Origin of the sequence: Algibacter luteus, from assembly GCF_900141715.1 — a bacterium.
GTDB lineage: Bacteria > Bacteroidota > Bacteroidia > Flavobacteriales > Flavobacteriaceae > Arenitalea > Arenitalea lutea.
This window is the reverse complement of sequence record NZ_FQYK01000001.1, coordinates 438676-460817: the sequence shown is the minus strand read 5'-3', so window position 1 is coordinate 460817 and position 22142 is coordinate 438676. Positions and strand designations below refer to the sequence as shown.

36 protein-coding genes are annotated in these 22142 nt (G+C 33.8%); 35 read left to right on the top strand and 1 reads right to left on the bottom strand.

What is annotated here, in order from left to right; translation table 11 throughout:
- Positions 1–11: 11 nt before the first annotated feature.
- Positions 12–1706, bottom strand: coding sequence for a POTRA domain-containing protein (locus tag BUA46_RS01890; RefSeq protein WP_019386262.1), 1695 nt, complete (start codon positions 1704–1706; stop codon positions 12–14).
- A 177-nt stretch (positions 1707–1883) separates the two neighbouring features.
- Between BUA46_RS01890 and rpsL the strand changes: the two genes are divergently transcribed.
- From rpsL to carA, 35 genes are all read left to right on the top strand, one after another.
- Positions 1884–2258, top strand: coding sequence for a 30S ribosomal protein S12 (rpsL, locus tag BUA46_RS01885; RefSeq protein ID WP_019386263.1), 375 nt, complete (start codon positions 1884–1886; stop codon positions 2256–2258).
- Positions 2259–2279: 21 nt separating this feature from the next.
- Positions 2280–2756, top strand: a complete 477-nt coding sequence (rpsG, locus tag BUA46_RS01880) for a 30S ribosomal protein S7 (protein WP_019386264.1) — start codon at positions 2280–2282, stop codon at positions 2754–2756.
- A 3-nt stretch (positions 2757–2759) separates the two neighbouring features.
- Positions 2760–4886 carry an elongation factor G gene (gene fusA, locus BUA46_RS01875; RefSeq protein WP_019386265.1) on the top strand — a complete coding sequence of 709 codons (2127 nt, stop codon included), beginning with the start codon at positions 2760–2762 and terminating at the stop codon, positions 4884–4886.
- Between the two features lie 11 nt (positions 4887–4897).
- Positions 4898–5203, top strand: a complete 306-nt coding sequence (gene rpsJ / locus BUA46_RS01870) for a 30S ribosomal protein S10 (protein ID WP_019386266.1) — start codon at positions 4898–4900, stop codon at positions 5201–5203.
- 196 nt (positions 5204–5399) lie between these two features.
- A complete protein-coding gene (rplC, locus tag BUA46_RS01865) occupies positions 5400–6017 on the top strand; it encodes a 50S ribosomal protein L3 (RefSeq protein WP_019386267.1) in 618 nt (205 codons plus the stop codon).
- Positions 6017–6646, top strand: a complete 630-nt coding sequence (gene rplD / locus BUA46_RS01860) for a 50S ribosomal protein L4 (RefSeq protein ID WP_019386268.1) — start codon at positions 6017–6019, stop codon at positions 6644–6646. The genes rplC and rplD overlap by 1 nt, the downstream gene beginning before the upstream one ends.
- A gap of 7 nt (positions 6647–6653) precedes the next feature.
- A complete protein-coding gene (gene rplW / locus BUA46_RS01855; protein WP_019386269.1) occupies positions 6654–6944 on the top strand; it encodes a 50S ribosomal protein L23 in 291 nt (96 codons plus the stop codon).
- Positions 6945–6954: 10 nt separating this feature from the next.
- Positions 6955–7782, top strand: a complete 828-nt coding sequence (gene rplB, locus BUA46_RS01850) for a 50S ribosomal protein L2 (RefSeq protein WP_019386270.1) — start codon at positions 6955–6957, stop codon at positions 7780–7782.
- A gap of 3 nt (positions 7783–7785) precedes the next feature.
- Entirely contained in the window at positions 7786–8064 is a 279-nt protein-coding gene (gene rpsS / locus BUA46_RS01845) for a 30S ribosomal protein S19 (RefSeq protein WP_019386271.1), read from the top strand.
- Between the two features lie 6 nt (positions 8065–8070).
- A complete protein-coding gene (gene rplV, locus BUA46_RS01840; RefSeq protein WP_019386272.1) occupies positions 8071–8478 on the top strand; it encodes a 50S ribosomal protein L22 in 408 nt (135 codons plus the stop codon).
- An 8-nt stretch (positions 8479–8486) separates the two neighbouring features.
- A complete protein-coding gene (gene rpsC / locus BUA46_RS01835; RefSeq protein WP_019386273.1) occupies positions 8487–9203 on the top strand; it encodes a 30S ribosomal protein S3 in 717 nt (238 codons plus the stop codon).
- 21 nt (positions 9204–9224) lie between these two features.
- Positions 9225–9644, top strand: a complete 420-nt coding sequence (rplP, locus tag BUA46_RS01830) for a 50S ribosomal protein L16 (protein ID WP_019386274.1) — start codon at positions 9225–9227, stop codon at positions 9642–9644.
- Between the two features lie 13 nt (positions 9645–9657).
- Positions 9658–9849, top strand: coding sequence for a 50S ribosomal protein L29 (gene rpmC, locus BUA46_RS01825; protein WP_019386275.1), 192 nt, complete (start codon positions 9658–9660; stop codon positions 9847–9849).
- Positions 9850–9861: 12 nt separating this feature from the next.
- The gene (gene rpsQ, locus BUA46_RS01820; protein WP_019386276.1) at positions 9862–10119 is read left to right on the top strand and encodes a 30S ribosomal protein S17; all 258 of its coding nucleotides are present in this window, start codon (positions 9862–9864) and stop codon (positions 10117–10119) included.
- Between the two features lie 2 nt (positions 10120–10121).
- On the top strand, positions 10122–10490 hold the full coding sequence (gene rplN / locus BUA46_RS01815; protein ID WP_019386277.1) for a 50S ribosomal protein L14: 369 nt from the start codon (positions 10122–10124) through the stop codon (positions 10488–10490).
- 14 nt (positions 10491–10504) lie between these two features.
- Positions 10505–10816: a 50S ribosomal protein L24 gene (gene rplX / locus BUA46_RS01810; RefSeq protein WP_026009903.1), complete on the top strand. Its 312-nt coding sequence runs from the start codon at positions 10505–10507 to the stop codon at positions 10814–10816.
- A 2-nt stretch (positions 10817–10818) separates the two neighbouring features.
- The gene (gene rplE / locus BUA46_RS01805) at positions 10819–11370 is read left to right on the top strand and encodes a 50S ribosomal protein L5 (RefSeq protein WP_019386279.1); all 552 of its coding nucleotides are present in this window, start codon (positions 10819–10821) and stop codon (positions 11368–11370) included.
- Positions 11371–11373: 3 nt separating this feature from the next.
- Complete coding sequence (gene rpsN, locus BUA46_RS01800) at positions 11374–11643, top strand: 30S ribosomal protein S14 (RefSeq protein WP_019386280.1); 270 nt, start codon at positions 11374–11376, stop codon at positions 11641–11643.
- A gap of 69 nt (positions 11644–11712) precedes the next feature.
- On the top strand, positions 11713–12111 hold the full coding sequence (rpsH, locus tag BUA46_RS01795; RefSeq protein ID WP_019386281.1) for a 30S ribosomal protein S8: 399 nt from the start codon (positions 11713–11715) through the stop codon (positions 12109–12111).
- A 17-nt stretch (positions 12112–12128) separates the two neighbouring features.
- On the top strand, positions 12129–12671 hold the full coding sequence (gene rplF / locus BUA46_RS01790) for a 50S ribosomal protein L6 (protein WP_019386282.1): 543 nt from the start codon (positions 12129–12131) through the stop codon (positions 12669–12671).
- A gap of 10 nt (positions 12672–12681) precedes the next feature.
- Positions 12682–13038 (top strand): 50S ribosomal protein L18, encoded by a 357-nt coding sequence (gene rplR, locus BUA46_RS01785; protein WP_019386283.1) that lies wholly within the window; start codon positions 12682–12684, stop codon positions 13036–13038.
- Between the two features lie 6 nt (positions 13039–13044).
- Complete coding sequence (gene rpsE, locus BUA46_RS01780; RefSeq protein WP_019386284.1) at positions 13045–13569, top strand: 30S ribosomal protein S5; 525 nt, start codon at positions 13045–13047, stop codon at positions 13567–13569.
- An 11-nt stretch (positions 13570–13580) separates the two neighbouring features.
- A complete protein-coding gene (rpmD, locus tag BUA46_RS01775) occupies positions 13581–13760 on the top strand; it encodes a 50S ribosomal protein L30 (RefSeq protein WP_019386285.1) in 180 nt (59 codons plus the stop codon).
- Between the two features lie 16 nt (positions 13761–13776).
- A complete protein-coding gene (gene rplO, locus BUA46_RS01770) occupies positions 13777–14229 on the top strand; it encodes a 50S ribosomal protein L15 (RefSeq protein WP_019386286.1) in 453 nt (150 codons plus the stop codon).
- A 14-nt stretch (positions 14230–14243) separates the two neighbouring features.
- Positions 14244–15599 carry a preprotein translocase subunit SecY gene (gene secY, locus BUA46_RS01765; RefSeq protein ID WP_019386287.1) on the top strand — a complete coding sequence of 452 codons (1356 nt, stop codon included), beginning with the start codon at positions 14244–14246 and terminating at the stop codon, positions 15597–15599.
- A gap of 10 nt (positions 15600–15609) precedes the next feature.
- Complete coding sequence (gene infA, locus BUA46_RS01760; protein ID WP_007094967.1) at positions 15610–15825, top strand: translation initiation factor IF-1; 216 nt, start codon at positions 15610–15612, stop codon at positions 15823–15825.
- Between the two features lie 79 nt (positions 15826–15904).
- Entirely contained in the window at positions 15905–16021 is a 117-nt protein-coding gene (gene ykgO, locus BUA46_RS01755; RefSeq protein WP_013305171.1) for a type B 50S ribosomal protein L36, read from the top strand.
- A gap of 3 nt (positions 16022–16024) precedes the next feature.
- Positions 16025–16399 carry a 30S ribosomal protein S13 gene (rpsM, locus tag BUA46_RS01750; protein ID WP_019386288.1) on the top strand — a complete coding sequence of 125 codons (375 nt, stop codon included), beginning with the start codon at positions 16025–16027 and terminating at the stop codon, positions 16397–16399.
- A 108-nt stretch (positions 16400–16507) separates the two neighbouring features.
- Positions 16508–16891: a 30S ribosomal protein S11 gene (gene rpsK, locus BUA46_RS01745; RefSeq protein WP_019386289.1), complete on the top strand. Its 384-nt coding sequence runs from the start codon at positions 16508–16510 to the stop codon at positions 16889–16891.
- 192 nt (positions 16892–17083) lie between these two features.
- Positions 17084–17689 carry a 30S ribosomal protein S4 gene (gene rpsD, locus BUA46_RS01740; protein WP_019386290.1) on the top strand — a complete coding sequence of 202 codons (606 nt, stop codon included), beginning with the start codon at positions 17084–17086 and terminating at the stop codon, positions 17687–17689.
- Positions 17690–17785: 96 nt separating this feature from the next.
- Complete coding sequence (locus tag BUA46_RS01735; RefSeq protein WP_026009904.1) at positions 17786–18778, top strand: DNA-directed RNA polymerase subunit alpha; 993 nt, start codon at positions 17786–17788, stop codon at positions 18776–18778.
- A 59-nt stretch (positions 18779–18837) separates the two neighbouring features.
- Positions 18838–19308, top strand: coding sequence for a 50S ribosomal protein L17 (gene rplQ, locus BUA46_RS01730; RefSeq protein WP_019386292.1), 471 nt, complete (start codon positions 18838–18840; stop codon positions 19306–19308).
- 90 nt (positions 19309–19398) lie between these two features.
- Positions 19399–20094, top strand: a complete 696-nt coding sequence (locus tag BUA46_RS01725; RefSeq protein WP_019386293.1) for a hypothetical protein — start codon at positions 19399–19401, stop codon at positions 20092–20094.
- 37 nt (positions 20095–20131) lie between these two features.
- The gene (locus tag BUA46_RS01720; protein WP_019386294.1) at positions 20132–20809 is read left to right on the top strand and encodes a hypothetical protein; all 678 of its coding nucleotides are present in this window, start codon (positions 20132–20134) and stop codon (positions 20807–20809) included.
- 87 nt (positions 20810–20896) lie between these two features.
- Positions 20897–22000 carry a glutamine-hydrolyzing carbamoyl-phosphate synthase small subunit gene (gene carA, locus BUA46_RS01715; RefSeq protein ID WP_019386295.1) on the top strand — a complete coding sequence of 368 codons (1104 nt, stop codon included), beginning with the start codon at positions 20897–20899 and terminating at the stop codon, positions 21998–22000.
- Positions 22001–22142: the final 142 nt, after the last annotated feature.

Below are 22142 nucleotides of genomic sequence, written 5' to 3'. Positions count from 1 at the left end.
ATAATTTGACACTAGAAATTAGCAGTTAAACTGATATGTATTTTGGAATTAGACAGTTTAAATCTCGTATTCTCATTTTTGCCGTTTGCATAGTTAAACTTTAATAGTCCTGCTTTTGTAAGAATACCAAACCCAAACCCGTAGCCAAAAAGTTTTTCTTTTGTTTTTAATACTTCATTTTCAAAGTAACCAGCGTCGATAATAGAGTGGATATATAAGGAATTACTAAGTGTGTATCGGTATTCGGTATTTAAAACTCCAAATAAATTGGCAAAAAGACTATTTTCTTCAAAACCTCTAATAGAATTTATACCTCCAAATCTTAATAATTCGTTTTCAAAATAAGATTTAGAATTAAGATGAGATCCGTTGGCTCTTATAAAAATACTATTCGTTTTATTTAAGTCGAATATTTTTAATGCATCTAAGCTATATTGTGATTGGTTTTCTTTTGTTGTGGTTGTTTTTCTTTCTCCAATGCCTACCTCAATATATAAGCTTTCTTTAACAGGGAAAAGTAAAATGCTAGATTGTCGTTTTAAGAATTGATAAGCTATAGTGTAATGTTGTGTTTTGTAATCTGAAATAGCAAAGGATGAATTATCATTTAAAAGGTTGTTTGACTCAGTTGAAACTATACCACTCAAAATTTTATGTTTGGAGTTTATTTGATAATGAAGTCTTAGCGCTTGATTAACGGTAGTGAATGATGAATCTTTTTTAAATATTCTTAATTGTAAATCAATTCCAATAGGAGTGTTAAATAAATAAGGAAGCGTTGCATTCGTTTCAAATGTTTTTTGGTCGTTCTCGTCACTCTTGTAAAGTAATCGGAAAGATTCTCCAAAATTTAAATTATTAGTTAGGATTAAATTCAAATACCCATCAAATTCGAGTTGGTTTGTGTCTTCATTTGTACCAAAACCTAAAAAACCATCAAAATTGTTGCTTTTAGATTTCTCTAGGTACATATATAAGGTTGTGGAATCTTTAGAAAATAATACTTCTGGAGGTCTTACTTCATTAGCGAAATTTAAGTTGTTAAGTTGTTCTGATTTGGTTTTAATTGCTTTTAAATCAAAAACCTGTTTTGGCTTTATTTTTAAAAAGTGCTTTATGTAGGATTTTGGAAACTTATCGTAGCCTCGAATCACAATATTGTTTATAGTTCTTTTGTTGTTTGAAACATCAATGAATAAGTTAGCTTTTAATGTAGTAGCATTTTTAGCTGTAATGCTTGATAAACTAACTTTGGAAAAAGGAAGTCCTTTTTTTGAAATTTCAGAATTAATAAACCGAAGCGCCTTTGCTACTTCATTAAAACTGAGAACAAAGTAATCTTCATTAACTTCTTTTGATAGGGCTTTTAATGTAACTTGGTCAATCTGAACGTTATTGTAGTATATATGAATGGTATCATACCTATTCTTTAAGTTTATTTTCGTGACAAATGTCGAGTCATTTATTCTAGTGATTTTTGATGCCCTGTTTTCGATATAACCTATCTTGAAGAGTTGGTTTTGAATAGAATCAACTTCTAATCTTATAGACTCAAAATCTTTATGTGTTTTTTGGTACTGGAGATTGCTAATTATAACCGTTTCATCTTCAGATTGACCATTAACATTTAGTATTAAATTTTGGCAAAATCCTTCTTGAGAAAAAAAGATATATATAATAAGGACTATTCTTAAAGTTTTTTGCACGTTTTTAAAACTTATTTTGATGTAAATCTAACGGAAAAATATAGGCTAATAATATAGCTTACGATTTTATTTTTCAAATCTCTTAAAAATTAAACGATTAGGGTTTGAAATTTTAATTTTAATTTCTACCTTTGCAGCCCTCTTAAAAGAGGATAATAAAATTTATATATAATATATATGCCAACAATTTCGCAATTAGTAAGAAAAGGAAGAGCCAAAATAACCAAGAAGAGTAAATCGGCTGCTTTAGATTCTTGTCCGCAAAGACGTGGTGTGTGTACTCGTGTTTACACAACAACTCCTAAAAAACCTAACTCAGCAATGCGTAAGGTAGCAAGGGTTCGTTTAACAAACGGAAACGAGGTTAATGCATACATCGGTGGTGAAGGACACAATCTACAAGAGCACTCGATAGTATTGGTTAGAGGTGGAAGGGTAAAAGATTTACCAGGAGTTAGATATCACATTGTACGTGGTGCTTTAGACACAGCAGGTGTTTCAGGTAGAACGCAACGTAGATCTAAGTATGGTGCTAAACGCCCTAAAAAGTAATTAAAACTTTAAGAAGAAGACATGAGAAAAAGAGCAGCAAAAAAGAGACCGCTTTTACCAGATCCACGTTTTAACGACCAGTTAGTAACTCGTTTCGTGAACATGATGATGTGGGACGGAAAGAAGTCTGTGGCCTTTAAAGTATTCTACGATGCAATTGATATTGTAGATTCGAAAAAAACTGACGAAGAAAAAACAGCATTAGAAATCTGGAAAGATGCTTTATCAAATGTGATGCCTCACGTAGAAGTACGTAGCCGTCGTGTTGGTGGTGCAACGTTCCAAATCCCTATGCAAATTCGTCCAGATCGTAAAGTTTCAACAGCGATGAAATGGTTAATTAGCTATTCGCGTAAAAGAAACGAAAAATCTATGGCGTTACGTTTAGCTTCAGAGATTTTAGCAGCAGCTAAAGAAGAAGGAGCAGCGGTTAAGAAAAGAGTAGATACTCACAAAATGGCAGAGGCAAATAAAGCATTCTCTCACTTTAGATTTTAAGAAATGGCAAGAGATTTAAAATTAACAAGAAATATAGGTATTGCTGCGCATATTGATGCAGGAAAAACTACTACAACAGAACGTATTCTTTATTATACGGGAGTTTCTCATAAAATTGGTGAAGTACATGATGGTGCTGCAACAATGGACTGGATGGAGCAAGAGCAAGAAAGAGGTATTACAATTACTTCCGCTGCTACAACTTGCGAATGGAAGTTTCCTATAGAAAATGGTCAGCCTACTGCAGATGCACAAGACTATCATTTTAATATTATCGATACTCCAGGTCACGTTGATTTTACGGTTGAAGTAAACCGTTCTTTACGTGTACTTGATGGTTTAGTATTCTTATTTAGTGCAGTTGATGGTGTTGAGCCACAATCTGAAACGAACTGGAGACTTGCAGATAATTATAAAGTACCACGTATTGGTTTCGTTAATAAAATGGACCGTCAAGGGTCAAACTTCTTAGGGGTTTGTCAACAGGTAAAAGATATGTTGAAATCTAATGCAGTACCAATTGTTTTAAACATTGGTGACGAAATAGATTTTAAAGGAATTATAGATTTAGTTAAGAATAGAGCGATAGTATGGCATGATGAAACTCAAGGGGCTACTTTTGATGTTATTGAAATTCCAGAAGAGCTTAAAGCTGAAGCTAAAAAATATAGAGCATTACTAATTGAGGAAGTAGCAACTTACGATGAAAATCTTTTAGAGAAATTCATGGAAGATGAAGATTCTATAACAGAAGATGAAGTGCACGCTGCACTTAGAGCTGCTGTTATGGATATGGCTATTATTCCAATGATATGTGGTTCTGCTTTCAAAAACAAAGGTGTACAATTCTTATTAGATGCTGTTTGTCGTTACCTACCTTCTCCTTTAGATAGAGAGAATATTATAGGTACGAATCCAGACACAGGTAAAGAAGAAGTTCGTAAGCCAAGTGCTACTGATCCATTTGCGGCATTAGCATTTAAAATTGCTACCGATCCTTTTGTTGGTCGTTTAGCATTCTTTAGAGCGTATTCTGGTCGCTTAGATGCAGGATCTTATATCTTGAACAATCGTTCAGGTAAAAAAGAACGTATTTCTCGTATCTATCAAATGCATTCTAACAAGCAAAATGCTATCGATTTTATTGAAGCAGGAGATATAGGTGCAGCAGTAGGATTTAAAGACATCAAAACTGGTGATACCATGTCTGATGAAAAACATCCAATTGTTTTAGAATCTATGGACTTCCCTGATCCAGTAATCGGTATTGCGGTGGAGCCAAAAACAAAAGCTGATGTAGATAAGTTGGGAATGGCTTTATCAAAATTAGCTGAAGAAGATCCAACATTTACGGCAAGAACAGACGAAGCGTCAGGACAGACTATCATTTCTGGAATGGGTGAGCTTCACTTAGATATAATTGTTGACCGTCTTAAGCGTGAGTTTAAGGTAGAGGTTAACCAAGGTCAGCCACAAGTAGAGTACAAAGAAGCAATTACGCAACGTGCAGAACACAGAGAAGTTTACAAAAAACAATCTGGTGGACGTGGTAAATTTGCTGATATTGTGTTTACATTGGAGCCTGCTGAAGAAGGTAAAACAGGTTTAGAGTTCGTGTCTGAGATTAAAGGTGGAAACGTTCCTAAAGAATTTATCCCTTCAATCGAGAAAGGATTTAGAATGGCTATGGTAAATGGACCATTAGCAGGATACGAAGTTGATGCAATGAAAGTAACGTTAACAGACGGATCTTACCACGATGTGGATTCTGATCAATTATCGTTCGAATTAGCTGCAAAACTTGGATTTAAAAATTCAGCAAAAGCAGCAAAAGCGGTTATCATGGAGCCAATCATGAAGCTTGAAGTTATTACTCCAGAAGAAAATATGGGTGATATTGTAGGTGACTTAAACCGTCGTCGTGGTCAAGTTAGTGATATGGGTGATAGAGCAGGTGCAAAAACTGTAAAAGCTACTGTACCTTTATCAGAGATGTTTGGATATGTTACTACATTAAGAACATTATCTTCAGGTCGTGCAACGTCAACTATGGAATTTTCACATTATGCTGAAACACCTTCAAATATTTCTGAAGAAGTTATTAAAGCAGCTAAAGGTGTTGAAGCTTAAAATTTAAGAAAATGAGTCAGAAAATCAGAATAAAATTAAAATCTTATGATCATAATTTAGTAGACAAGTCTGCTGATAAGATTGTAAAAACAGTAAAAAGTACAGGTGCTGTTGTAACGGGTCCAATTCCATTACCAACAAACAAGAAAATTTTCACTGTATTACGTTCTCCACACGTAAACAAGAAATCAAGAGAGCAGTTTCAATTATCTTCTTATAAAAGATTATTAGATATCTATTCTTCGTCATCAAAAACAATTGATGCCTTGATGAAACTTGAATTACCAAGTGGTGTTGAAGTGGAAATTAAAGTTTAAGTATATAGGCTTTAATTTACATCCCGAAACAAATTCGGGATCTCGTTGAGAGAAATTAAAATGTCCCACCGATGCGGTCGCGGGAAAAACGGATAAATACATTTCAGGGACGAAAGGTATTTTGTCCCTGAAATTTTTTAAATAAGAATGTTGAATTAGGTTTCAACGAAATAGTAATAATTAATAATAAATAAATATGTCTGGGTTAATTGGAAAAAAAATCGGTATGACCAGCATTTTCGACGAAAACGGGAAGAACATTCCTTGTACAGTAATCGAAGCTGGACCATGTATCGTTACCCAAGTCAGAACTAAAGAAGTGGATGGCTATGAGGCTGTTCAACTTGGTTTCGATGACGCGACAGAAAAAAGCGCTACAAAAGCAGACCAAGGTCATGCTAAAAAAGCGGGTACTTCTGTAAAACGCAAAGTTGTTGAATTCAAAGGTTTTGATGAGGAGTACAAATTAGGAGATGCAATTACTGTTGAACATTTCGCTGAAGGTGAATTTGTTGATGTAGCAGGAACATCTAAAGGAAAAGGATTTCAAGGTGTTGTAAAACGTCATGGTTTCGGTGGTGTAGGTCAAGCTACTCACGGTCAGCATAACCGTTTAAGAGCGCCAGGATCTATTGGTGCAGCATCTTATCCTGCAAGAGTTTTCAAAGGAATGAAAATGGCAGGAAGAATGGGTGGAGACACAGTTAAAGTTCAAAATTTAAGAGTTTTAAAAGTAGTTGCTGAAAAGAATCTACTTGTGGTTAAAGGATGTGTTCCTGGTCACAAAAACGCTTATGTAATTATTAGAAAATAATGAAAGTAGCAGTTTTAGATATAAACGGAAAAGACACAGGTAGAAAGGCAGACCTTTCTAACGATGTGTTTGCTATTGAGCCTAATGATCATGCTGTATACTTGGATGTTAAACAATATTTAGCAAACCAACGTCAAGGAACTCACAAATCGAAAGAAAGAGCTGAGATTTCTGGAAGTACACGTAAGATTAAAAAGCAAAAAGGAACTGGTACAGCAAGAGCAGGTAGTATTAAGTCTGGTGTATTTAAAGGTGGTGGCCGTATGTTCGGACCAAGACCAAGAAATTACAGCTTCAAACTTAATAAAAACTTAAAGCGTTTAGCACGTAAATCTGCCTTAAGTATCAAAGCAGGAGAAAAGTCAATAACAGTTCTAGAAGACTTCAATTTTGACTCTGTAAAGACGAAGAATTTTACGGCAGTTTTAAAGGCTTTAGAGCTTGAAAACAAAAAAACGCTGTTTGTGTTGGGTGGGTCAAATAATAACGTATATTTGTCATCGCGCAATTTAAAAAGTTCAGAAGTCATAACTAGCTCAGAATTAAGCACTTACAAGATTTTAAATGCAAATCAAGTAGTGCTGTTAGAAGGAGCGTTAGAAGGAATTGAAACAAACTTAAGTAAATAAGAAACAGATGAGTATCTTAATTAAACCTATAATCACAGAAAAAGCGACTGCCGATAGCGAGTTAAGAAACTGCTATACTTTCGCGGTGAACACAAAGGCGAACAAGGTAGAAATCAAAAAAGCGGTGGAAGCTGCTTATGGTGTTTCTGTTGAAAAAGTTCGTACTATAAATGTCCGTCCAGATCGTAGTACCAAGTTCACAAAAACTGGTATTCAACATGGTAAAACAAATGCTGTTAAAAAGGCAATTGTACAACTGGCGGAAGGTGAAATGATTGATTTATACAGTAACATGTAATTAAAGACTAATGTCAGTAAGAAAATTAAAACCAATCACACCAGGACAGCGATTTAGAGTAGTAAATGGGTATGACGCCATAACTACTGATAAGCCGGAAAAGAGTTTACTCGTTCCGAACAAAAGGTCTGGTGGTAGAAACAGTCAAGGAAAAATGACCATGCGCTATATTGGTGGAGGTCATAAGAAAAAGTATCGTATCATTGATTTTAAAAGAGACAAAGCAGGTATTCCTGGTGAAGTAGCTTCTATTCAATACGATCCAAACAGAACAGCTTTTATCGCATTATTGAATTATCAAGATGGTGAAAAAAGATACATTATTGCGCAAAATGGACTTCAGGTTGGGCAAAATGTAGTATCTGGTAAAGAGGGAATTGCTCCAGAAATTGGAAATGCAATGCCATTAAGTGAAATTCCATTAGGAACTATTATTTCTTGCGTAGAGTTACGTCCAGGACAAGGGGCTGTTATGGCTCGTAGTGCAGGTGCATTTGCTCAATTAATGGCAAGAGATGGTAAGTTTGCAACTATTAAGTTGCCTTCAGGTGAAACAAGATTAATTCTTGCTAACTGTATGGCTACTATAGGTGTTGTATCTAACTCAGATCATCAATTGTTAGTTGGTGGTAAAGCAGGTAGAACAAGATGGTTAGGAAGAAGACCACGTACTAGACCAGTAGTAATGAATCCAGTTGATCACCCAATGGGTGGTGGTGAAGGTAAATCTTCAGGAGGACACCCACGTTCTAGAAACGGTATACCAGCTAAAGGATATAGAACACGTTCTAAATCAAAAGCAAGTAATAAATATATTGTAGAACGTAGAAAGAAATAAGACATGGCAAGATCATTAAAAAAAGGACCTTACGTTCATTATAAATTAGAGAAAAAAGTGGCTGCAAATGTTGAAGCTAACAAAAAATCGGTAATCAAAACTTGGTCAAGAGCAAGTATGATTACTCCAGATTTTGTTGGACAAACAATAGCAGTACACAATGGCCGTCAATTTGTTCCTGTTTATGTAACAGAAAACATGGTAGGTCATAAATTAGGAGAATTTTCACCAACACGTTCATTCCGTGGACATGCCGGTGCTAAAAATAAAGGTAAAAAGTAGTAAGCTATGGGAAGTCGTAAAAAACAAATGGCAGACGCTATTAAGGAAGGGAAAAAGCATGTTGCTTTTGCTAAACTTAATAATTGTCCTACGTCACCGAGAAAAATGCGTTTAGTAGCCGATTTAGTAAGAGGTGAAAAAGTAGAACATGCACTTAATATCTTGAAATTCAATCAAAAAGAAGCTTCAGGTCGTTTAGAGAAATTGTTATTGTCTGCAATTGCAAACTGGCAAGCTAAAAACGAAGAGGCTGATATTGAAGAAGCTGAATTAATCGTTCAAGAAATTAGAGTTGATGGCGGATCTATGTTAAAAAGATTGCGTCCAGCACCACAAGGTCGTGCACACAGAATAAGAAAACGTTCAAACCACGTAACAATCGTAGTTGGAGCTAACAATAACACACAAAGCTAAGATAGAGTATGGGACAAAAAACAAATCCAATCGGGAATCGCTTAGGAATTATCAGAGGATGGGAATCTAACTGGTACGGAGGAAACGATTATGGTGATAAACTTGCCGAAGACGATAAGATTAGAAAATACGTTCATGCGCGTTTATCTAAGGCAAGTGTTAGTAGAGTAATTATCGAAAGAACTTTAAAACTTGTAACCGTTACTATCACTACTGCAAGACCTGGAATTATTATTGGGAAAGGTGGTCAAGAGGTAGACAAGTTAAAAGAAGAGCTTAAGAAGATTACTGGAAAAGAAGTTCAGTTAAATATTTTTGAAATTAAAAGACCTGAACTTGATGCATTTTTAGTAGGATCTAGTATCGCTCGTCAAATTGAAAACAGAATTTCATACAGACGTGCAATTAAGATGGCTATTGCTGCTACAATGCGTATGAATGCTGAAGGAATTAAAATCCAAATTAGTGGACGTTTAAATGGTGCTGAAATGGCACGATCTGAGCACTACAAAGAAGGACGTATTCCTTTATCAACTTTTAGAGCCGATATTGACTATGCTTTAGTTGAGGCACACACTACTTATGGTAGATTGGGTGTTAAAGTATGGATCATGAAAGGTGAAGTATATGGTAAAAGAGAACTTTCTCCGCTTGTTGGATTGTCTAAGAAGGAAGGAAAAGGTGGTGCCAGAGGAGGAAATAAAGGACCTCGTCGTAGAAAGTAATTTTTTATAAAGTAAAGAAAAATGTTACAGCCTAAAAGAACAAAATTTCGTAAACAACAAAAAGGACGTATGAAAGGTCTCTCTGGAAGAGGACATCAACTTTCAAACGGTACTTTTGGAATAAAAGCATTAGACGCTACGTTTATAACTGCACGTCAAATAGAAGCTGCACGTATTGCCGCTACACGTTACATGAAAAGAGAAGGTCAACTTTGGATTAAAATATTTCCAGACAAGCCTATTACAAAGAAGCCTCTTGAAGTACGTATGGGTAAAGGTAAAGGTGCTGTTGAATTATGGGTTGCCGTATGTAGACCAGGTCGTGTTTTATTTGAAGTAGGTGGTGTGCCATTAGACGTTGCAAAAGAAGCATTACGTTTAGCTGCACAAAAGCTGCCAGTAAAAACTAAGTTTATAATCGCTAGAGATTACGAAGCATAATTTATTTGATATTATGAAACAATCAGAAATTAAAGAATTATCTGTAGCTGAGTTACAAGAGAAACTTAGTGAAACAAAAAAGAGTTATTCAGACCTTAAATTGGCTCATGCAATATCTCCTTTAGAAAATCCTATTCAATTACGTTCTATAAGAAGAACCGTAGCGAGAATTGCGACTGAATTAACTAAAAGAGAATTACAATAATTCTGCTGAAAGATGGAAACAAGAAATTTAAGAAAAGAACGTATAGGAGTTGTTACTAGTAACAAGATGCAAAAATCAATAGTTGTTGCAGAGGTTAAAAAAGTAAAACACCCTATGTATGGAAAGTTCGTGTTAAAAACGAAAAAATACGTTGCTCACGACGAAACAAACGATTGTAATATTGGAGATACTGTAAAGATCATGGAAACAAGACCTTTAAGTAAATCTAAATGTTGGAGATTAGTTGAAATTTTAGAAAGAGCTAAATAATTATGGTACAGCAAGAATCAAGATTAAAAGTAGCAGACAATACTGGAGCAAAGGAAGTTTTAACTATCCGTGTTTTAGGTGGTACTAAAAGAAGATACGCCTCTGTTGGAGACAAAATTGTTGTTTCTGTAAAGGACGCAACCCCTAATGGCAACATTAAAAAAGGAGCGGTTTCTACGGCAGTTGTTGTACGTACTAAGAAAGAAGTAAGAAGACCAGATGGATCTTATATAAGATTTGATGATAATGCATGTGTTTTATTAAACCCAACCGGTGAGATGAGAGGTACACGTGTATTTGGTCCTGTTGCTAGAGAGCTTCGTGATAAACAATTCATGAAGATTGTATCATTAGCACCAGAGGTGCTTTAATGCAAAATATTAAGATGGGAAAGCTTAAAATAAAAACTGGAGATACTGTAAAAGTAATAGCTGGAGATCATAAAGGATCTGAAGGTAAAGTACAGAAGGTATTAATAGAAAAGAACAAAGCGATTGTTGAAGGTGTAAACTTGGTTAAGAAACATACGAAACCAAGTGCGCAAAACCCTCAAGGAGGAATCGTAGAAAAAGAAGCAGCTATTCATATTTCTAACTTATCATTGTTAACCTCAAAAGGTGAAACAACTAGAGTTGGTTATAGAATGGAAGGCGATAAAAAAGTAAGATTTTCAGTAAAATCTAATGAAGTAATATAGTTATGGCATATTCACCAAGACTTAAAGAAGAGTATAAAAGCAGAGTAATTGCAGCTCTTACAGACGAATTTGGGTATAAGAATGTAATGCAAGTTCCTAAACTTACTAAGATAGTGATATCTAAAGGTGTTGGAGCTGCAGTTGCAGACAAAAAGTTAATTGACTACGCAGTAGAAGAATTAACGACTATATCTGGACAAAAAGCGATTTCTACATTATCTAAGAAAGATGTTGCTTCTTTTAAATTACGTAAAGGGATGCCAATTGGGGTAAAAGTAACTTTACGTGGCGAAAGAATGTACGAGTTTTTAGATCGATTAGTAACTTCAGCACTTCCACGTGTTAGAGATTTTAATGGAATTAAAGCTACAGGATTTGACGGTAGAGGTAATTACAATTTAGGAATTACAGAACAAATTATCTTTCCAGAGATAAATATTGATAAAGTGAATAAAATTTCTGGTATGGATATCACATTTGTAACTACTGCAGATACTGATAAAGAAGCAAAATCATTATTAACTGAATTAGGATTACCTTTTCAAAAGAATTAAGATATGGCTAAAGAATCAATGAAAGCCCGCGAGGTAAAAAGAGCTAAAACAGTAGCTAAATATGCTGAAAAACGTAAAGCTTTGAAAGAAGCTGGAGACTATGAAGCATTACAAAAGTTGCCAAAAAACGCATCTCCTATACGTCAGCATAATAGATGTAAATTAACAGGAAGACCTAGAGGATATATGAGAACATTTGGTATTTCTCGTGTAACATTTAGAGAAATGGCCAACCAAGGTCTTATTCCTGGAGTTAAAAAAGCAAGTTGGTAATATTATTTAAATAATCAGGTTTAAGGTTCGACATAGGTTCGAAAACCAAGACCACAAAATCAATTCATTATGTACTCAGATCCAATTGCGGATTATTTGACAAGAATTAGAAACGCAGTGCGTGCTAACCACAGAGTGGTAGAGATACCTGCATCTAATCTTAAAAAAGACATAACTAAAATTTTATTCGAACAAGGATATATTTTAAGTTATAAATTTGATGATTCTACTGTACAAGGAACTATTAAAATAGCTCTTAAGTACAATAAAGAAACAAAAGAACCAGTAATTAAGAAGCTTCAAAGAATTAGTACTCCAGGTTTACGTAAGTATGCTGGAGCTAATGAGTTGCCTAGAATTCTTAATGGTCTTGGTATTGCTATTGTCTCTACTTCACATGGAGTAATGACTGGTAAACAAGCCAAAAGAGATAATGTAGGTGGAGAAGTTTTATGTTACGTATACTAATTTAAAGCCAGAAAGAAATGTCAAGAATAGGAAATAATCCAGTAGCCATTCCAGAAGGTGTAACAGTAGACGTTAAAGACGGCGTAGTTACTGTAAAAGGAAAATTAGGAGAGTTAACACAAAACTACGACTCTATCGAGATAAAAGTTGAAGATGGTAGCGTTTGGGTTACACGTTCTTCTGATACTAAAGATCAAAAAGCTAAACACGGTTTATATAGATCTTTAATGCACAATATGATTGAAGGTGTCTCTAAAGGATGGACAAAAGAGTTAGAATTGGTAGGTGTAGGTTATAGAGCATCAAATCAAGGACAAAAATTAGATTTAGCCTTAGGGTTTTCTCATAACATCATTCTTGATATTGCTCCAGAAGTAAAAGTGGAAACGATATCAGAAAAAGGTAAAAATCCTATTGTAAAACTAACATCATTCGATAAACAACTTGTTGGTCAAGTAGCTGCAAAAATCCGCGGATTTAGAAAGCCTGAGCCTTACAAAGGAAAAGGAATCAAGTTTGTTGGTGAAGAAATAAGAAGAAAAGCAGGTAAATCAGCTTAATAATTAAGTTATGGCATTGACAAAGAACGAAAGAAGAATAAGGATAAAAAACAGAATCCGAAAAGTAGTTTCTGGTACAGAAGCTAGACCAAGATTAGCTGTTTATAGAAGTAATAAAGAAATTTATGCTCAAATAGTTGATGATGTAACTGGTAACACTATCAGTGCAGCATCTTCAAGAGATAAAGATATTAGTTCTGCGAAAGCAACTAAATCAGAAGTAGCTAAATTAGTAGGTAAAGCACTTGCTGAAAAAGCTTTAAAGGCAGGTGTAGAAACCATAGCTTTTGATAGAGGTGGATATTTATACCACGGAAGAGTAAAATCACTAGCAGAAGGTGCTAGAGAAGCAGGACTTAAATTCTAAGATATTATGTTTCAAAAATATAAAAGTGCAGAGTTAGTAAAACCAGGTGGATTAGATCTTAAAGATCGTTTAGTTGGTGTACAAAGAGTTACAAAAGTAACTAAAGGTGGTAGAGCATTTGGTTTTTCAGCAATTGTAGTAGTTGGTGATGAAGCTGGTGTTGTAGGTCAAGGCTTAGGAAAATCTAAAGATGTTGCTAGTGCAATTGCAAAAGCTGTTGAAGATGCTAAGAAAAACCTAGTAAGAATTCCTATTATAAAAGGAACGTTACCACACGAGCAAAAAGGTAAATATGGTGGAGCTAGAGTAAATATTATTCCTGCTGCGCCTGGTACAGGTGTAATTGCTGGTGGAGCTGTAAGAACAGTTCTTGAGGCAGTTGGTGTACACGATGTATTATCAAAATCTCAAGGGTCTTCAAATCCTCATAATGTAGTAAAAGCAACATTTGATGCTTTATTACAATTAAGAGATGCGAATACTATTGCTAGAGATAGAGGTATTTCACTTGAACAAGTTTTTAACGCTTAATAAAGACAGAAATGGCAAAGATTAAAGTAAAAAAAGTTAAAAGCGCAATCAATCGTACGCAAAGACAAAAAAGAACTTTAGAAGCTCTAGGTCTTAAAAAGATTGGTCAAGTAAAAGAGCATGAAGCTACACCAAATATACTTGGTATGGTTGCTAAAGTTTCACATTTAGTTTCTGTAGAAGAAGCTTAAAAATATAAACTGAAAAATGGATTTAAGTAATTTAAAACCTGCAGAAGGTTCAGTAAAAACTCAAGGAAAAAGAATAGGTCGTGGACAAGGTTCTGGAAAAGGTGGTACCGCAACTCGTGGTCACAAAGGAGCTAAATCTCGTTCTGGTTATTCTAAGAAATTAGGATTTGAAGGAGGTCAAATGCCACTTCAAAGACGTGTTCCTAAGTTTGGTTTTACTAACATTAACCGTGTTGAGTATCAAGGAATCAATCTAGATACATTACAACAATTGGTTGATGAGAAGAAAATAAAAGATACAGTAGATTTTGAAACATTATTCGCAAACCGTTTAGCTGGAAAAAATGATCTAGTTAAGATTTTAGGTAGAGGTGAATTAAAAGCAAAATTAAAAGTATCTGCTCATAAGTTTACTGCTTCAGCAAAAGCTGCGATTGAAGCTGCAGGAGGAGAAGCTGTAACTATATAAGACTTTTTATAAGTATGAAAATTATAGAATCGATTAAGAATGTTTGGAAAATAGAAGAACTAAGAAACAGAATCATAGTAACTTTGAGTCTGTTATTGGTTTATCGTTTTGGTGCTCAAGTAGTTTTACCTGGTATCGATGCTGCACAACTTGGAGGTTTAGCAGAAAAAACAGACAGTGGTTTGTTAGGTTTGCTTAACGCCTTTACAGGAGGAGCGTTCGCAAATGCCTCGGTTTTTGCTTTAGGGATCATGCCTTACATTTCTGCTTCTATTGTTGTTCAATTAATGGGAATTGCTATTCCTTATTTGCAGAAACTGCAAAAGGAAGGTGCTAGTGGCCAAAAGAAAATCAATCAGATTACACGTTGGTTAACAATCGCTATCTGTTTATTGCAAGCACCAGGATATTTAGCAAGTTTACCAGCATTAGGAATTCCTTCTACGGCATTTTTATTAGGTACAGGGCCATTATTCTATTTCTCATCAGTAACTATTTTAGTAACAGGATGTATTTTCGCAATGTGGTTAGGAGAAAAAATAACTGATAAAGGTATTGGTAATGGTATTTCTCTGTTAATTATGGTTGGTATTATAGCTACTTTACCTCAAGCCTTCTTGCAAAACTCGGCAACGAGATTAGAAGGTGGTGGAAATGGTGGATTAATGATGGTACTTATTGAGCTAGTTATCTGGTTTGTTATCATTTTAGCTTCTATTATGTTAGTAATGGGAGTAAGAAAGATTGCTGTACAATATGCTAGAAGAACGGCGTCAGGCGGTTATGAAAAGAGCGCTATGGCAGGTTCTAGACAATACATTCCATTGAAGTTAAATGCATCTGGAGTAATGCCAATTATATTTGCACAAGCAATCATGTTTGTTCCAAGTTTAATTGGAGGATCATCGTTCTTAAAAGAAACAGCTTTCGGAACATGGTTACAAACTAACTATTCTGATATTTTTGGATTAGTTTATAACATTACATTTGCTTTATTAATTATAGTATTCACTTACTTTTATACGGCAATTACAGTGCCTACCAATAAAATGGCAGACGACTTGAAACGTAGTGGTGGTTTTATTCCAGGTATTCGTCCAGGTTCTGAAACATCAGAATTTTTAGATAAAATAATGTCTCAAATAACCTTACCTGGTTCTATATTTTTAGCACTTATCGCTGTATTTCCGGCGGTAATAGTTAAACTCATGGGTGTACAGCAAGGTTGGGCGTTGTTTTTCGGTGGAACATCACTATTAATTATGGTTGGAGTGGCAATTGATACTATGCAGCAAATTAATTCGTATTTGTTGAATAGACACTATGATGGTTTGATGAAGACTGGTAAAAATAGAAAAGCAGTAGCTTAATTATTATACTATGGCAAAACAAGCAGCAATAGAGCAAGACGGAACGATTATAGAAGCATTATCAAATGCTATGTTTCGTGTTGAGTTAGAAAACGGTCACATTGTGACTGCTCATATCTCTGGTAAAATGCGTATGCATTACATTAAATTATTACCGGGTGATAAAGTAAAATTAGAAATGAGTCCTTACGATTTAACAAAGGCTCGAATAACTTATAGATACTAAAGATTAAGTTGTAAGGTGATGAAGTAATAAGTTAAACAACTTTAAACTTTTAAACTTTAAACTTTTAAACTAGAAAAAGATGAAAGTAAGAGCTTCAGTTAAAAAAAGAAGTGCAGATTGTAAAATCGTGCGTAGAAAAGGTAGACTTTACGTGATAAACAAAAAGAATCCTAGATTTAAACAAAGACAAGGGTAAATTATGGCAAGAATTGCAGGTGTTGACATACCAAAAAACAAAAGAGGAGTAATCTCTTTAACTTATATCTATGGAATAGGTAGAAGTAGAGCAAAAGACATTTTAGCATCAGCTAAAGTAGACGAAAGTATTAAAGTTCAAGACTGGACGGATGACCAAATTGCTGGTATTCGTGAGGCTGTTGGTACTTTTACTATTGAAGGTGAATTACGTTCTGAAACGCAATTAAACATTAAGCGATTAATGGACATTGGATGTTACAGAGGTATTCGTCATAGAGCTGGTCTTCCATTAAGAGGACAACGTACTAAAAACAACTCTAGAACTAGAAAAGGTAGAAGAAAAACTGTTGCTAACAAGAAAAAAGCAACTAAGTAAGAATAATTAGAAATATTTAGTCTTTAGTTATTAGACGTTGGAAGGAATCTGTTTGAAATTACGGTTTAGGATTCTAGCGACTATCACTAAAACTAAGCACTAGAAATTATGGCAAAAACAAGCACAAAAAAACGTAAAGTTATAGTTGATTCCGTTGGAGAAGCGCATGTAACAGCTTCTTTTAACAACATCATTATTTCTCTTACCAATAAAAAAGGAGACGTTATTTCATGGTCTTCTGCAGGTAAGATGGGATTTAGAGGTTCAAAGAAAAACACACCATACGCGGCTCAATTAGCAGCAGAAGATGCATCTTCAGTAGCTCACGAAGCTGGTTTAAGAAAGGTGAAAGTTTATGTAAAAGGACCAGGAAATGGTAGAGAATCTGCTATCCGTTCTATTCATAATGCAGGGATTGAAGTAACAGAAATTATTGATGTTACTCCATTACCACACAATGGATGTCGCCCTCCAAAAAGAAGAAGAGTTTAATAACGTTTTAGCTGACGTTTATTGAATAAAGCAAATAGAAAAATTAATATCATCTGAATGCCAGATGGTATTAATTTTTTGTATAAATTTGCAAACCGAAAAAATAATTAACAAGTATTAACGAGAGATCAACGATTATCGAAGGATAAGATTAAGACCTTAATTCATAATCACTCTCAAAACAAATTTAAAATGGCAAGATATACTGGTCCTAAAACTAAAATAGCTCGTAAATTTGGCGAAGCTATCTTCGGAGACGATAAGTCGTTCGAAAAAAGAAATTACCCTCCAGGTCAACATGGAAATAACAGAAGACGTGGTAAAAAATCTGAATACGCTATTCAACTTCAAGAAAAGCAAAAAGCAAAATATACTTACGGTATATTAGAGCGTCAATTCAGAAACTTGTTTAAAAGCGCAAGGTCTGCTCAAGGTATTACAGGTGAAGTACTTTTACAACTTTGTGAGTCAAGATTAGACAATGTAGTATTTAGAATGGGAATTGCTCCTACTAGAAGTGCTGCAAGACAATTGGTATCTCACAGACACATCACCGTTAATGGCGAGTTGGTAAATATACCTTCTTACCAATTAAAGGCTGGAGATGTTATTGCTGTAAGAGAAAAATCAAAATCACTTGAAGCTATTGAAAGATCACTTTCAAACTCAAGCAACGTTTATGAATGGATAACTTGGAATTCTGATACGAAACAAGGAACTTATGTTTCTGTTCCTGCAAGAATCCAAATTCCAGAGAACATAAATGAACAATTCATAGTCGAATTATACTCTAAATAATAAATTATTAACATTGGTATTTGGCCAAAGGGTTTATAAGTATTTCTTCAAACTTTTAAACCGCGCAACTAAATAACAATTAAAACGAAGAAAAAAATGGCAGTATTTAATTTTCAGAAGCCCGACAAAGTAATCATGATTGATTCTACTGATTTCGAAGGCAAATTCGAATTCAGACCTTTAGAACCAGGTTATGGTCTAACAGTTGGAAATGCACTTAGAAGAGTTTTATTATCTTCTTTAGAAGGTTTTGCAATTACTTCAGTTAGAATAGAAGGTGTAGATCATGAGTTTTCAGCAATAGCTGGTGTGGTGGAAGATGTAACAGAAATTATCTTAAACTTAAAGCAAGTTCGTTTCAAAAGACAAATTGAAGATATCGATAATGAATCAATATCTATTTCAATTTCAGGTCAAGAAAGAATTACTGCTGGAGATATACAAAAATTTATTTCAGGATTTCAAGTATTGAATACAGAATTAGTTATCTGTAATTTAGATCCTAAAGTGAATTTAAATATGGAAATCACTATTGAAAAAGGTAGAGGATATGTTCCTGCAGAAGAAAACAAAAAAGCTTCTGCGCCAGTTGGAACTATTTTTACTGATTCAATTTATACACCTATAAAAAACGTAAAGTATAGTATCGAGAACTATCGTGTTGAACAAAAAACAGATTACGAAAAATTAGTTTTTGAAATCATTACTGATGGGTCAATTACGCCACAAGATGCTTTAACTGAAGGTGCTAAAACGTTAATTCACCACTTCATGTTATTCTCTGATGAGCGTATAACTTTAGAAGCTGATGAAATTGCACAAACTGAAACATATGATGAAGAATCATTACATATGAGACAGTTGCTTAAAACGAAGTTAATCGATATGGATTTATCTGTTCGTGCCCTTAATTGTTTAAAAGCTGCAGAAGTTGATACCTTAGGAGATTTGGTATCTTTCAATAAAAATGATTTAATGAAATTCAGAAACTTTGGTAAGAAGTCTTTAACCGAGCTTGAAGAGCTTGTGAATGTTAAAGGACTAAACTTCGGAATGGATTTAAGTAAATATAAATTAGATAAAGATTAATTAATCATATTTTGCTCCTCGGATAACGAGTTTGGTAGCAAGATGATAAAACAAACGTCATGAGACACGGAAAAAAAGTAAACCACTTAGGTAGACAAACAGCTCACAGAAAAGCAATGTTAGCAAATATGGCTTGTTCATTAATTGAGCACAAGCGTATTAATACAACTGTTGCAAAAGCAAAAGCTTTAAAACAATTTGTAGAGCCAATGATTACAAAATCTAAACAAGACACAACACATAACAGACGTCTTGTTATGTCTAAATTAAGACAAAAGGATGCTGTTGCAGAATTGTTTAGAGATGTTGCGGCTAAAGTGGCAGACAGACCAGGAGGATATACTAGAATTATAAAACTAGGTAATCGTTTAGGTGATAACGCTGATATGGCAATGATAGAATTAGTTGATTACAACGAAATCTATAATGCAGGAAAAGCTACTAAGAAAACAACTAGAAGAAGTAGACGTGGAGGTTCAAAACCAGCTCCTGCTCCAGTTGAAACAAAAGCATCAAACGAAGAAGAATAAATGTGTTTTAAACATTTAAATATAAAAAGGATAAACTGTAATAGTTTATCCTTTTTTTTTGTAAAATCTTAAAAAAAAGTTAAATACTATATGAATAAATTGTTAGTGATATTAGTTGTATGTCTGGGGCTAAAAGGAATGTCGCAGTCTTCTTATGATAATAATGGAAGAATAGATAATATTGGGGTTAATGATTTTGGAAATGGCATGTGGGTGAAATCTGTATCCCAAAAAGTGGATTTAAAAGGGTCTCCTTATCTCTATGATTCTTGGTTTAATAATGGTAAAATCTATTTAAGCAATAGGGTTTTAAGCATTATGTCTATGAATTATAATATGCAACTTGAGCGATTTGAAGCTAAAATTTCAGAAGACTCTGTTTTTGCAATTGATCCTCAGGGCATAAAGAAGGTTGTGATACGTGATAAAGAGTTTATACGAAGACTCGATCCTGAGTTTCAGAGAAATTCCTACTTCCAAAAAATAGCAACAATAAACGGAAAAGTACTTTTAGAAAAGCATACGGTTGAATTAAAAGAAGGACAAATAAACCCTATGACGATGCAAAAATTGCAAAAAGATGCACTAATAAAAAAAGAGGTGTATTACATTGCAAACAGCAAGGGGGAGGATCTTAAAAGCTTTAAAGTTAATAAAAGATCAATCTTATCATTAATCAATAAAAACAAATTAGATCGTGTTAAGACATTTGCAAAGCAACATAAACTCAAATTTAAAAAAGCTGAAGACGTCAAGGCAATTATCGAGTATTCCAAAACATTATAATTATTTCTTATATTTATAGGACTTAATAAATATAAACATGAAAAATTTAGTTATCGGTATCTTTCTTTTGAGCGTTACTTTGGTCTTTGCACAAAGAGATGATTCTACTAGAATTACGAATGATTATTCTGGATTAAATTCAAATTCAATTGGGGCATGGATAAGCAATCCTATTGATGATGGCGTTGATGGATCTATGTATCTTTATGATAATTGGAAATCATATGCTATTATCTCGACACAGAATGATAAAAAATTAATTATCAACGACTTAAATTACGACACAAAAAACAATAAATTTTGTGTAAAAGTATCTAATGATTCGGTTTATGTTTTTGATAATGCCAGTATAAAGGAAGTTAGATTAAATAATAAAACTTTTAAAGAGTATAGTTTGCAAGGGAAAAGGACTTTTTTAGAAGTGATTGCGTTTAACGAAGATCTCGAAATATTAAAATGGCATACTAAAATAGTTAAGAAAGGCAATTTAAATCCTTTGACACAAGTGAAAGAAAAAGACCGCTATGTAAATAAAGAAATACTTTATTCTAAAAAAGGAAATGTAATTAAAGAGTTAAAGCTCAATAAAAAGGCATTTAGTAATTTGTTTAGTAAAGATGCTAAAATGGTTCTTAATTTTATAAAAGACAATAATATTAATATTAAGGACGAAAAACGATTACAAACAATTTTAAATTTTCAAAACTCATTATAATGTTAATAAGCATTTAATATATAAAGGATAAACTATTTTAGTTTATCCTTTTTTTTATGCAATTTTGCAAAACTTTTCAAAAGAAATATGAAATATCAAAAAAGACAAAAAGCTATCGTTCTTCTAGCAGATGGCACAATTTTTTACGGTAAAGCAGTGGGAAATAAACAAGGAACTTCATTTGGTGAAGTTTGTTTTAACACTGGAATGACAGGTTATCAAGAAATTTTCACAGACCCTTCTTATTTTGGACAGCTAATGGTAGCTACCAATGCCCATATCGGGAATTATGGTACAAATGTAGATGAAGTAGAATCTGATTCTATAAAGATTGCAGGTTTAATAGTGAAAAATTTTAGTTACGAATATTCTAGAGATGCAGCAGATTCATCATTAGAAGATTTTCTTGACAAGAATAACCTCTTAGCTATTTCAGATGTTGATACAAGAGCATTGGTAAGTTATATAAGAGACCATGGCGCTATGAATGCAGTAATTTCTACTGAAGTAGATAACATTGAAGGCTTAAAAAAGCAATTAGCAGAAGTGCCTAATATGGAAGGACTGGAATTAGCTTCTAAAGTGTCTACAAAAGAACCTTATTATTTTGGAAATGAAAACGCAACTTATAAAGTAGCAGCTTTAGATATTGGTATAAAAAAGAATATACTTAGAAATATAGCTGAAAGAGATGCTTACATAAAAGTTTTTCCATATGATTCGAAGTTTGAAGATTTGGAAGCGTTTAAGCCAGATGGGTATTTCTTATCAAATGGACCAGGAGATCCAGAACCTTTATTAGAAGCTCAAGAGGTGGCTAAAGAGATTATAAAAAGAGATTTACCTTTATTTGGTATCTGTTTGGGTCATCAAGTTATTGCGCGCGCCAATGGCGTATCAACCTATAAAATGCATAATGGCCATAGAGGTATTAATCATCCTGTAAAAAATTTAATAACTGGTAAAGGTGAAATTACTTCTCAAAACCATGGTTTTGCGGTGAATAGAGAAGAGGCAGAGCAAAATCCAGATTTGGAAATCACGCATTTACATTTAAACGATAACACAGTGGCTGGCTTAGCCATGAAGAACAAAAATGTATTTTCAGTGCAATATCACCCTGAAGCTAGTCCAGGACCTCATGATTCGTCATATCTTTTTGATCAATTTATAAGCAATTTAAAGAAATAAAAGAATTTAAAAAGTCTAAATTATTCAGTCGAATAATTTAGACTTTTTAACTAAAACGTTATAGACGATATTTTTTCAATTTCTAATCAAACATATTAAAAAAAACAAGATTTAACCGTAAATTTGAAGTAATAAAAGATTA

Coding starts and splice junctions, on each gene's coding strand:
- rpsQ (WP_019386276.1), top strand. CDS start 9,862: ATGGAAACAAGAAATTTAAGAAAAGAACGTATAGGAGTTGTTACTAGT.
- rplN (WP_019386277.1), top strand. CDS start 10,122: ATGGTACAGCAAGAATCAAGATTAAAAGTAGCAGACAATACTGGAGCA.
- rplO (WP_019386286.1), top strand. CDS start 13,777: ATGGATTTAAGTAATTTAAAACCTGCAGAAGGTTCAGTAAAAACTCAA.
- rplX (WP_026009903.1), top strand. CDS start 10,505: ATGGGAAAGCTTAAAATAAAAACTGGAGATACTGTAAAAGTAATAGCT.
- carA (WP_019386295.1), top strand. CDS start 20,897: ATGAAATATCAAAAAAGACAAAAAGCTATCGTTCTTCTAGCAGATGGC.
- BUA46_RS01720 (WP_019386294.1), top strand. CDS start 20,132: ATGAAAAATTTAGTTATCGGTATCTTTCTTTTGAGCGTTACTTTGGTC.
- rplV (WP_019386272.1), top strand. CDS start 8,071: ATGGGAAGTCGTAAAAAACAAATGGCAGACGCTATTAAGGAAGGGAAA.
- secY (WP_019386287.1), top strand. CDS start 14,244: ATGAAAATTATAGAATCGATTAAGAATGTTTGGAAAATAGAAGAACTA.
- rpsH (WP_019386281.1), top strand. CDS start 11,713: ATGTACTCAGATCCAATTGCGGATTATTTGACAAGAATTAGAAACGCA.
- ykgO (WP_013305171.1), top strand. CDS start 15,905: ATGAAAGTAAGAGCTTCAGTTAAAAAAAGAAGTGCAGATTGTAAAATC.
- rplR (WP_019386283.1), top strand. CDS start 12,682: ATGGCATTGACAAAGAACGAAAGAAGAATAAGGATAAAAAACAGAATC.
- rplC (WP_019386267.1), top strand. CDS start 5,400: ATGTCTGGGTTAATTGGAAAAAAAATCGGTATGACCAGCATTTTCGAC.
- rplW (WP_019386269.1), top strand. CDS start 6,654: ATGAGTATCTTAATTAAACCTATAATCACAGAAAAAGCGACTGCCGAT.
- rplP (WP_019386274.1), top strand. CDS start 9,225: ATGTTACAGCCTAAAAGAACAAAATTTCGTAAACAACAAAAAGGACGT.
- rpmC (WP_019386275.1), top strand. CDS start 9,658: ATGAAACAATCAGAAATTAAAGAATTATCTGTAGCTGAGTTACAAGAG.
- rpsC (WP_019386273.1), top strand. CDS start 8,487: ATGGGACAAAAAACAAATCCAATCGGGAATCGCTTAGGAATTATCAGA.
- rpsL (WP_019386263.1), top strand. CDS start 1,884: ATGCCAACAATTTCGCAATTAGTAAGAAAAGGAAGAGCCAAAATAACC.
- rpsN (WP_019386280.1), top strand. CDS start 11,374: ATGGCTAAAGAATCAATGAAAGCCCGCGAGGTAAAAAGAGCTAAAACA.
- rpsD (WP_019386290.1), top strand. CDS start 17,084: ATGGCAAGATATACTGGTCCTAAAACTAAAATAGCTCGTAAATTTGGC.
- fusA (WP_019386265.1), top strand. CDS start 2,760: ATGGCAAGAGATTTAAAATTAACAAGAAATATAGGTATTGCTGCGCAT.
- rplQ (WP_019386292.1), top strand. CDS start 18,838: ATGAGACACGGAAAAAAAGTAAACCACTTAGGTAGACAAACAGCTCAC.
- rplE (WP_019386279.1), top strand. CDS start 10,819: ATGGCATATTCACCAAGACTTAAAGAAGAGTATAAAAGCAGAGTAATT.
- rpsJ (WP_019386266.1), top strand. CDS start 4,898: ATGAGTCAGAAAATCAGAATAAAATTAAAATCTTATGATCATAATTTA.
- BUA46_RS01735 (WP_026009904.1), top strand. CDS start 17,786: ATGGCAGTATTTAATTTTCAGAAGCCCGACAAAGTAATCATGATTGAT.
- rpsG (WP_019386264.1), top strand. CDS start 2,280: ATGAGAAAAAGAGCAGCAAAAAAGAGACCGCTTTTACCAGATCCACGT.
- rpsE (WP_019386284.1), top strand. CDS start 13,045: ATGTTTCAAAAATATAAAAGTGCAGAGTTAGTAAAACCAGGTGGATTA.
- rpsS (WP_019386271.1), top strand. CDS start 7,786: ATGGCAAGATCATTAAAAAAAGGACCTTACGTTCATTATAAATTAGAG.
- rplF (WP_019386282.1), top strand. CDS start 12,129: ATGTCAAGAATAGGAAATAATCCAGTAGCCATTCCAGAAGGTGTAACA.
- rpmD (WP_019386285.1), top strand. CDS start 13,581: ATGGCAAAGATTAAAGTAAAAAAAGTTAAAAGCGCAATCAATCGTACG.
- rplB (WP_019386270.1), top strand. CDS start 6,955: ATGTCAGTAAGAAAATTAAAACCAATCACACCAGGACAGCGATTTAGA.
- BUA46_RS01725 (WP_019386293.1), top strand. CDS start 19,399: ATGAATAAATTGTTAGTGATATTAGTTGTATGTCTGGGGCTAAAAGGA.
- rpsK (WP_019386289.1), top strand. CDS start 16,508: ATGGCAAAAACAAGCACAAAAAAACGTAAAGTTATAGTTGATTCCGTT.
- rpsM (WP_019386288.1), top strand. CDS start 16,025: ATGGCAAGAATTGCAGGTGTTGACATACCAAAAAACAAAAGAGGAGTA.
- infA (WP_007094967.1), top strand. CDS start 15,610: ATGGCAAAACAAGCAGCAATAGAGCAAGACGGAACGATTATAGAAGCA.
- rplD (WP_019386268.1), top strand. CDS start 6,017: ATGAAAGTAGCAGTTTTAGATATAAACGGAAAAGACACAGGTAGAAAG.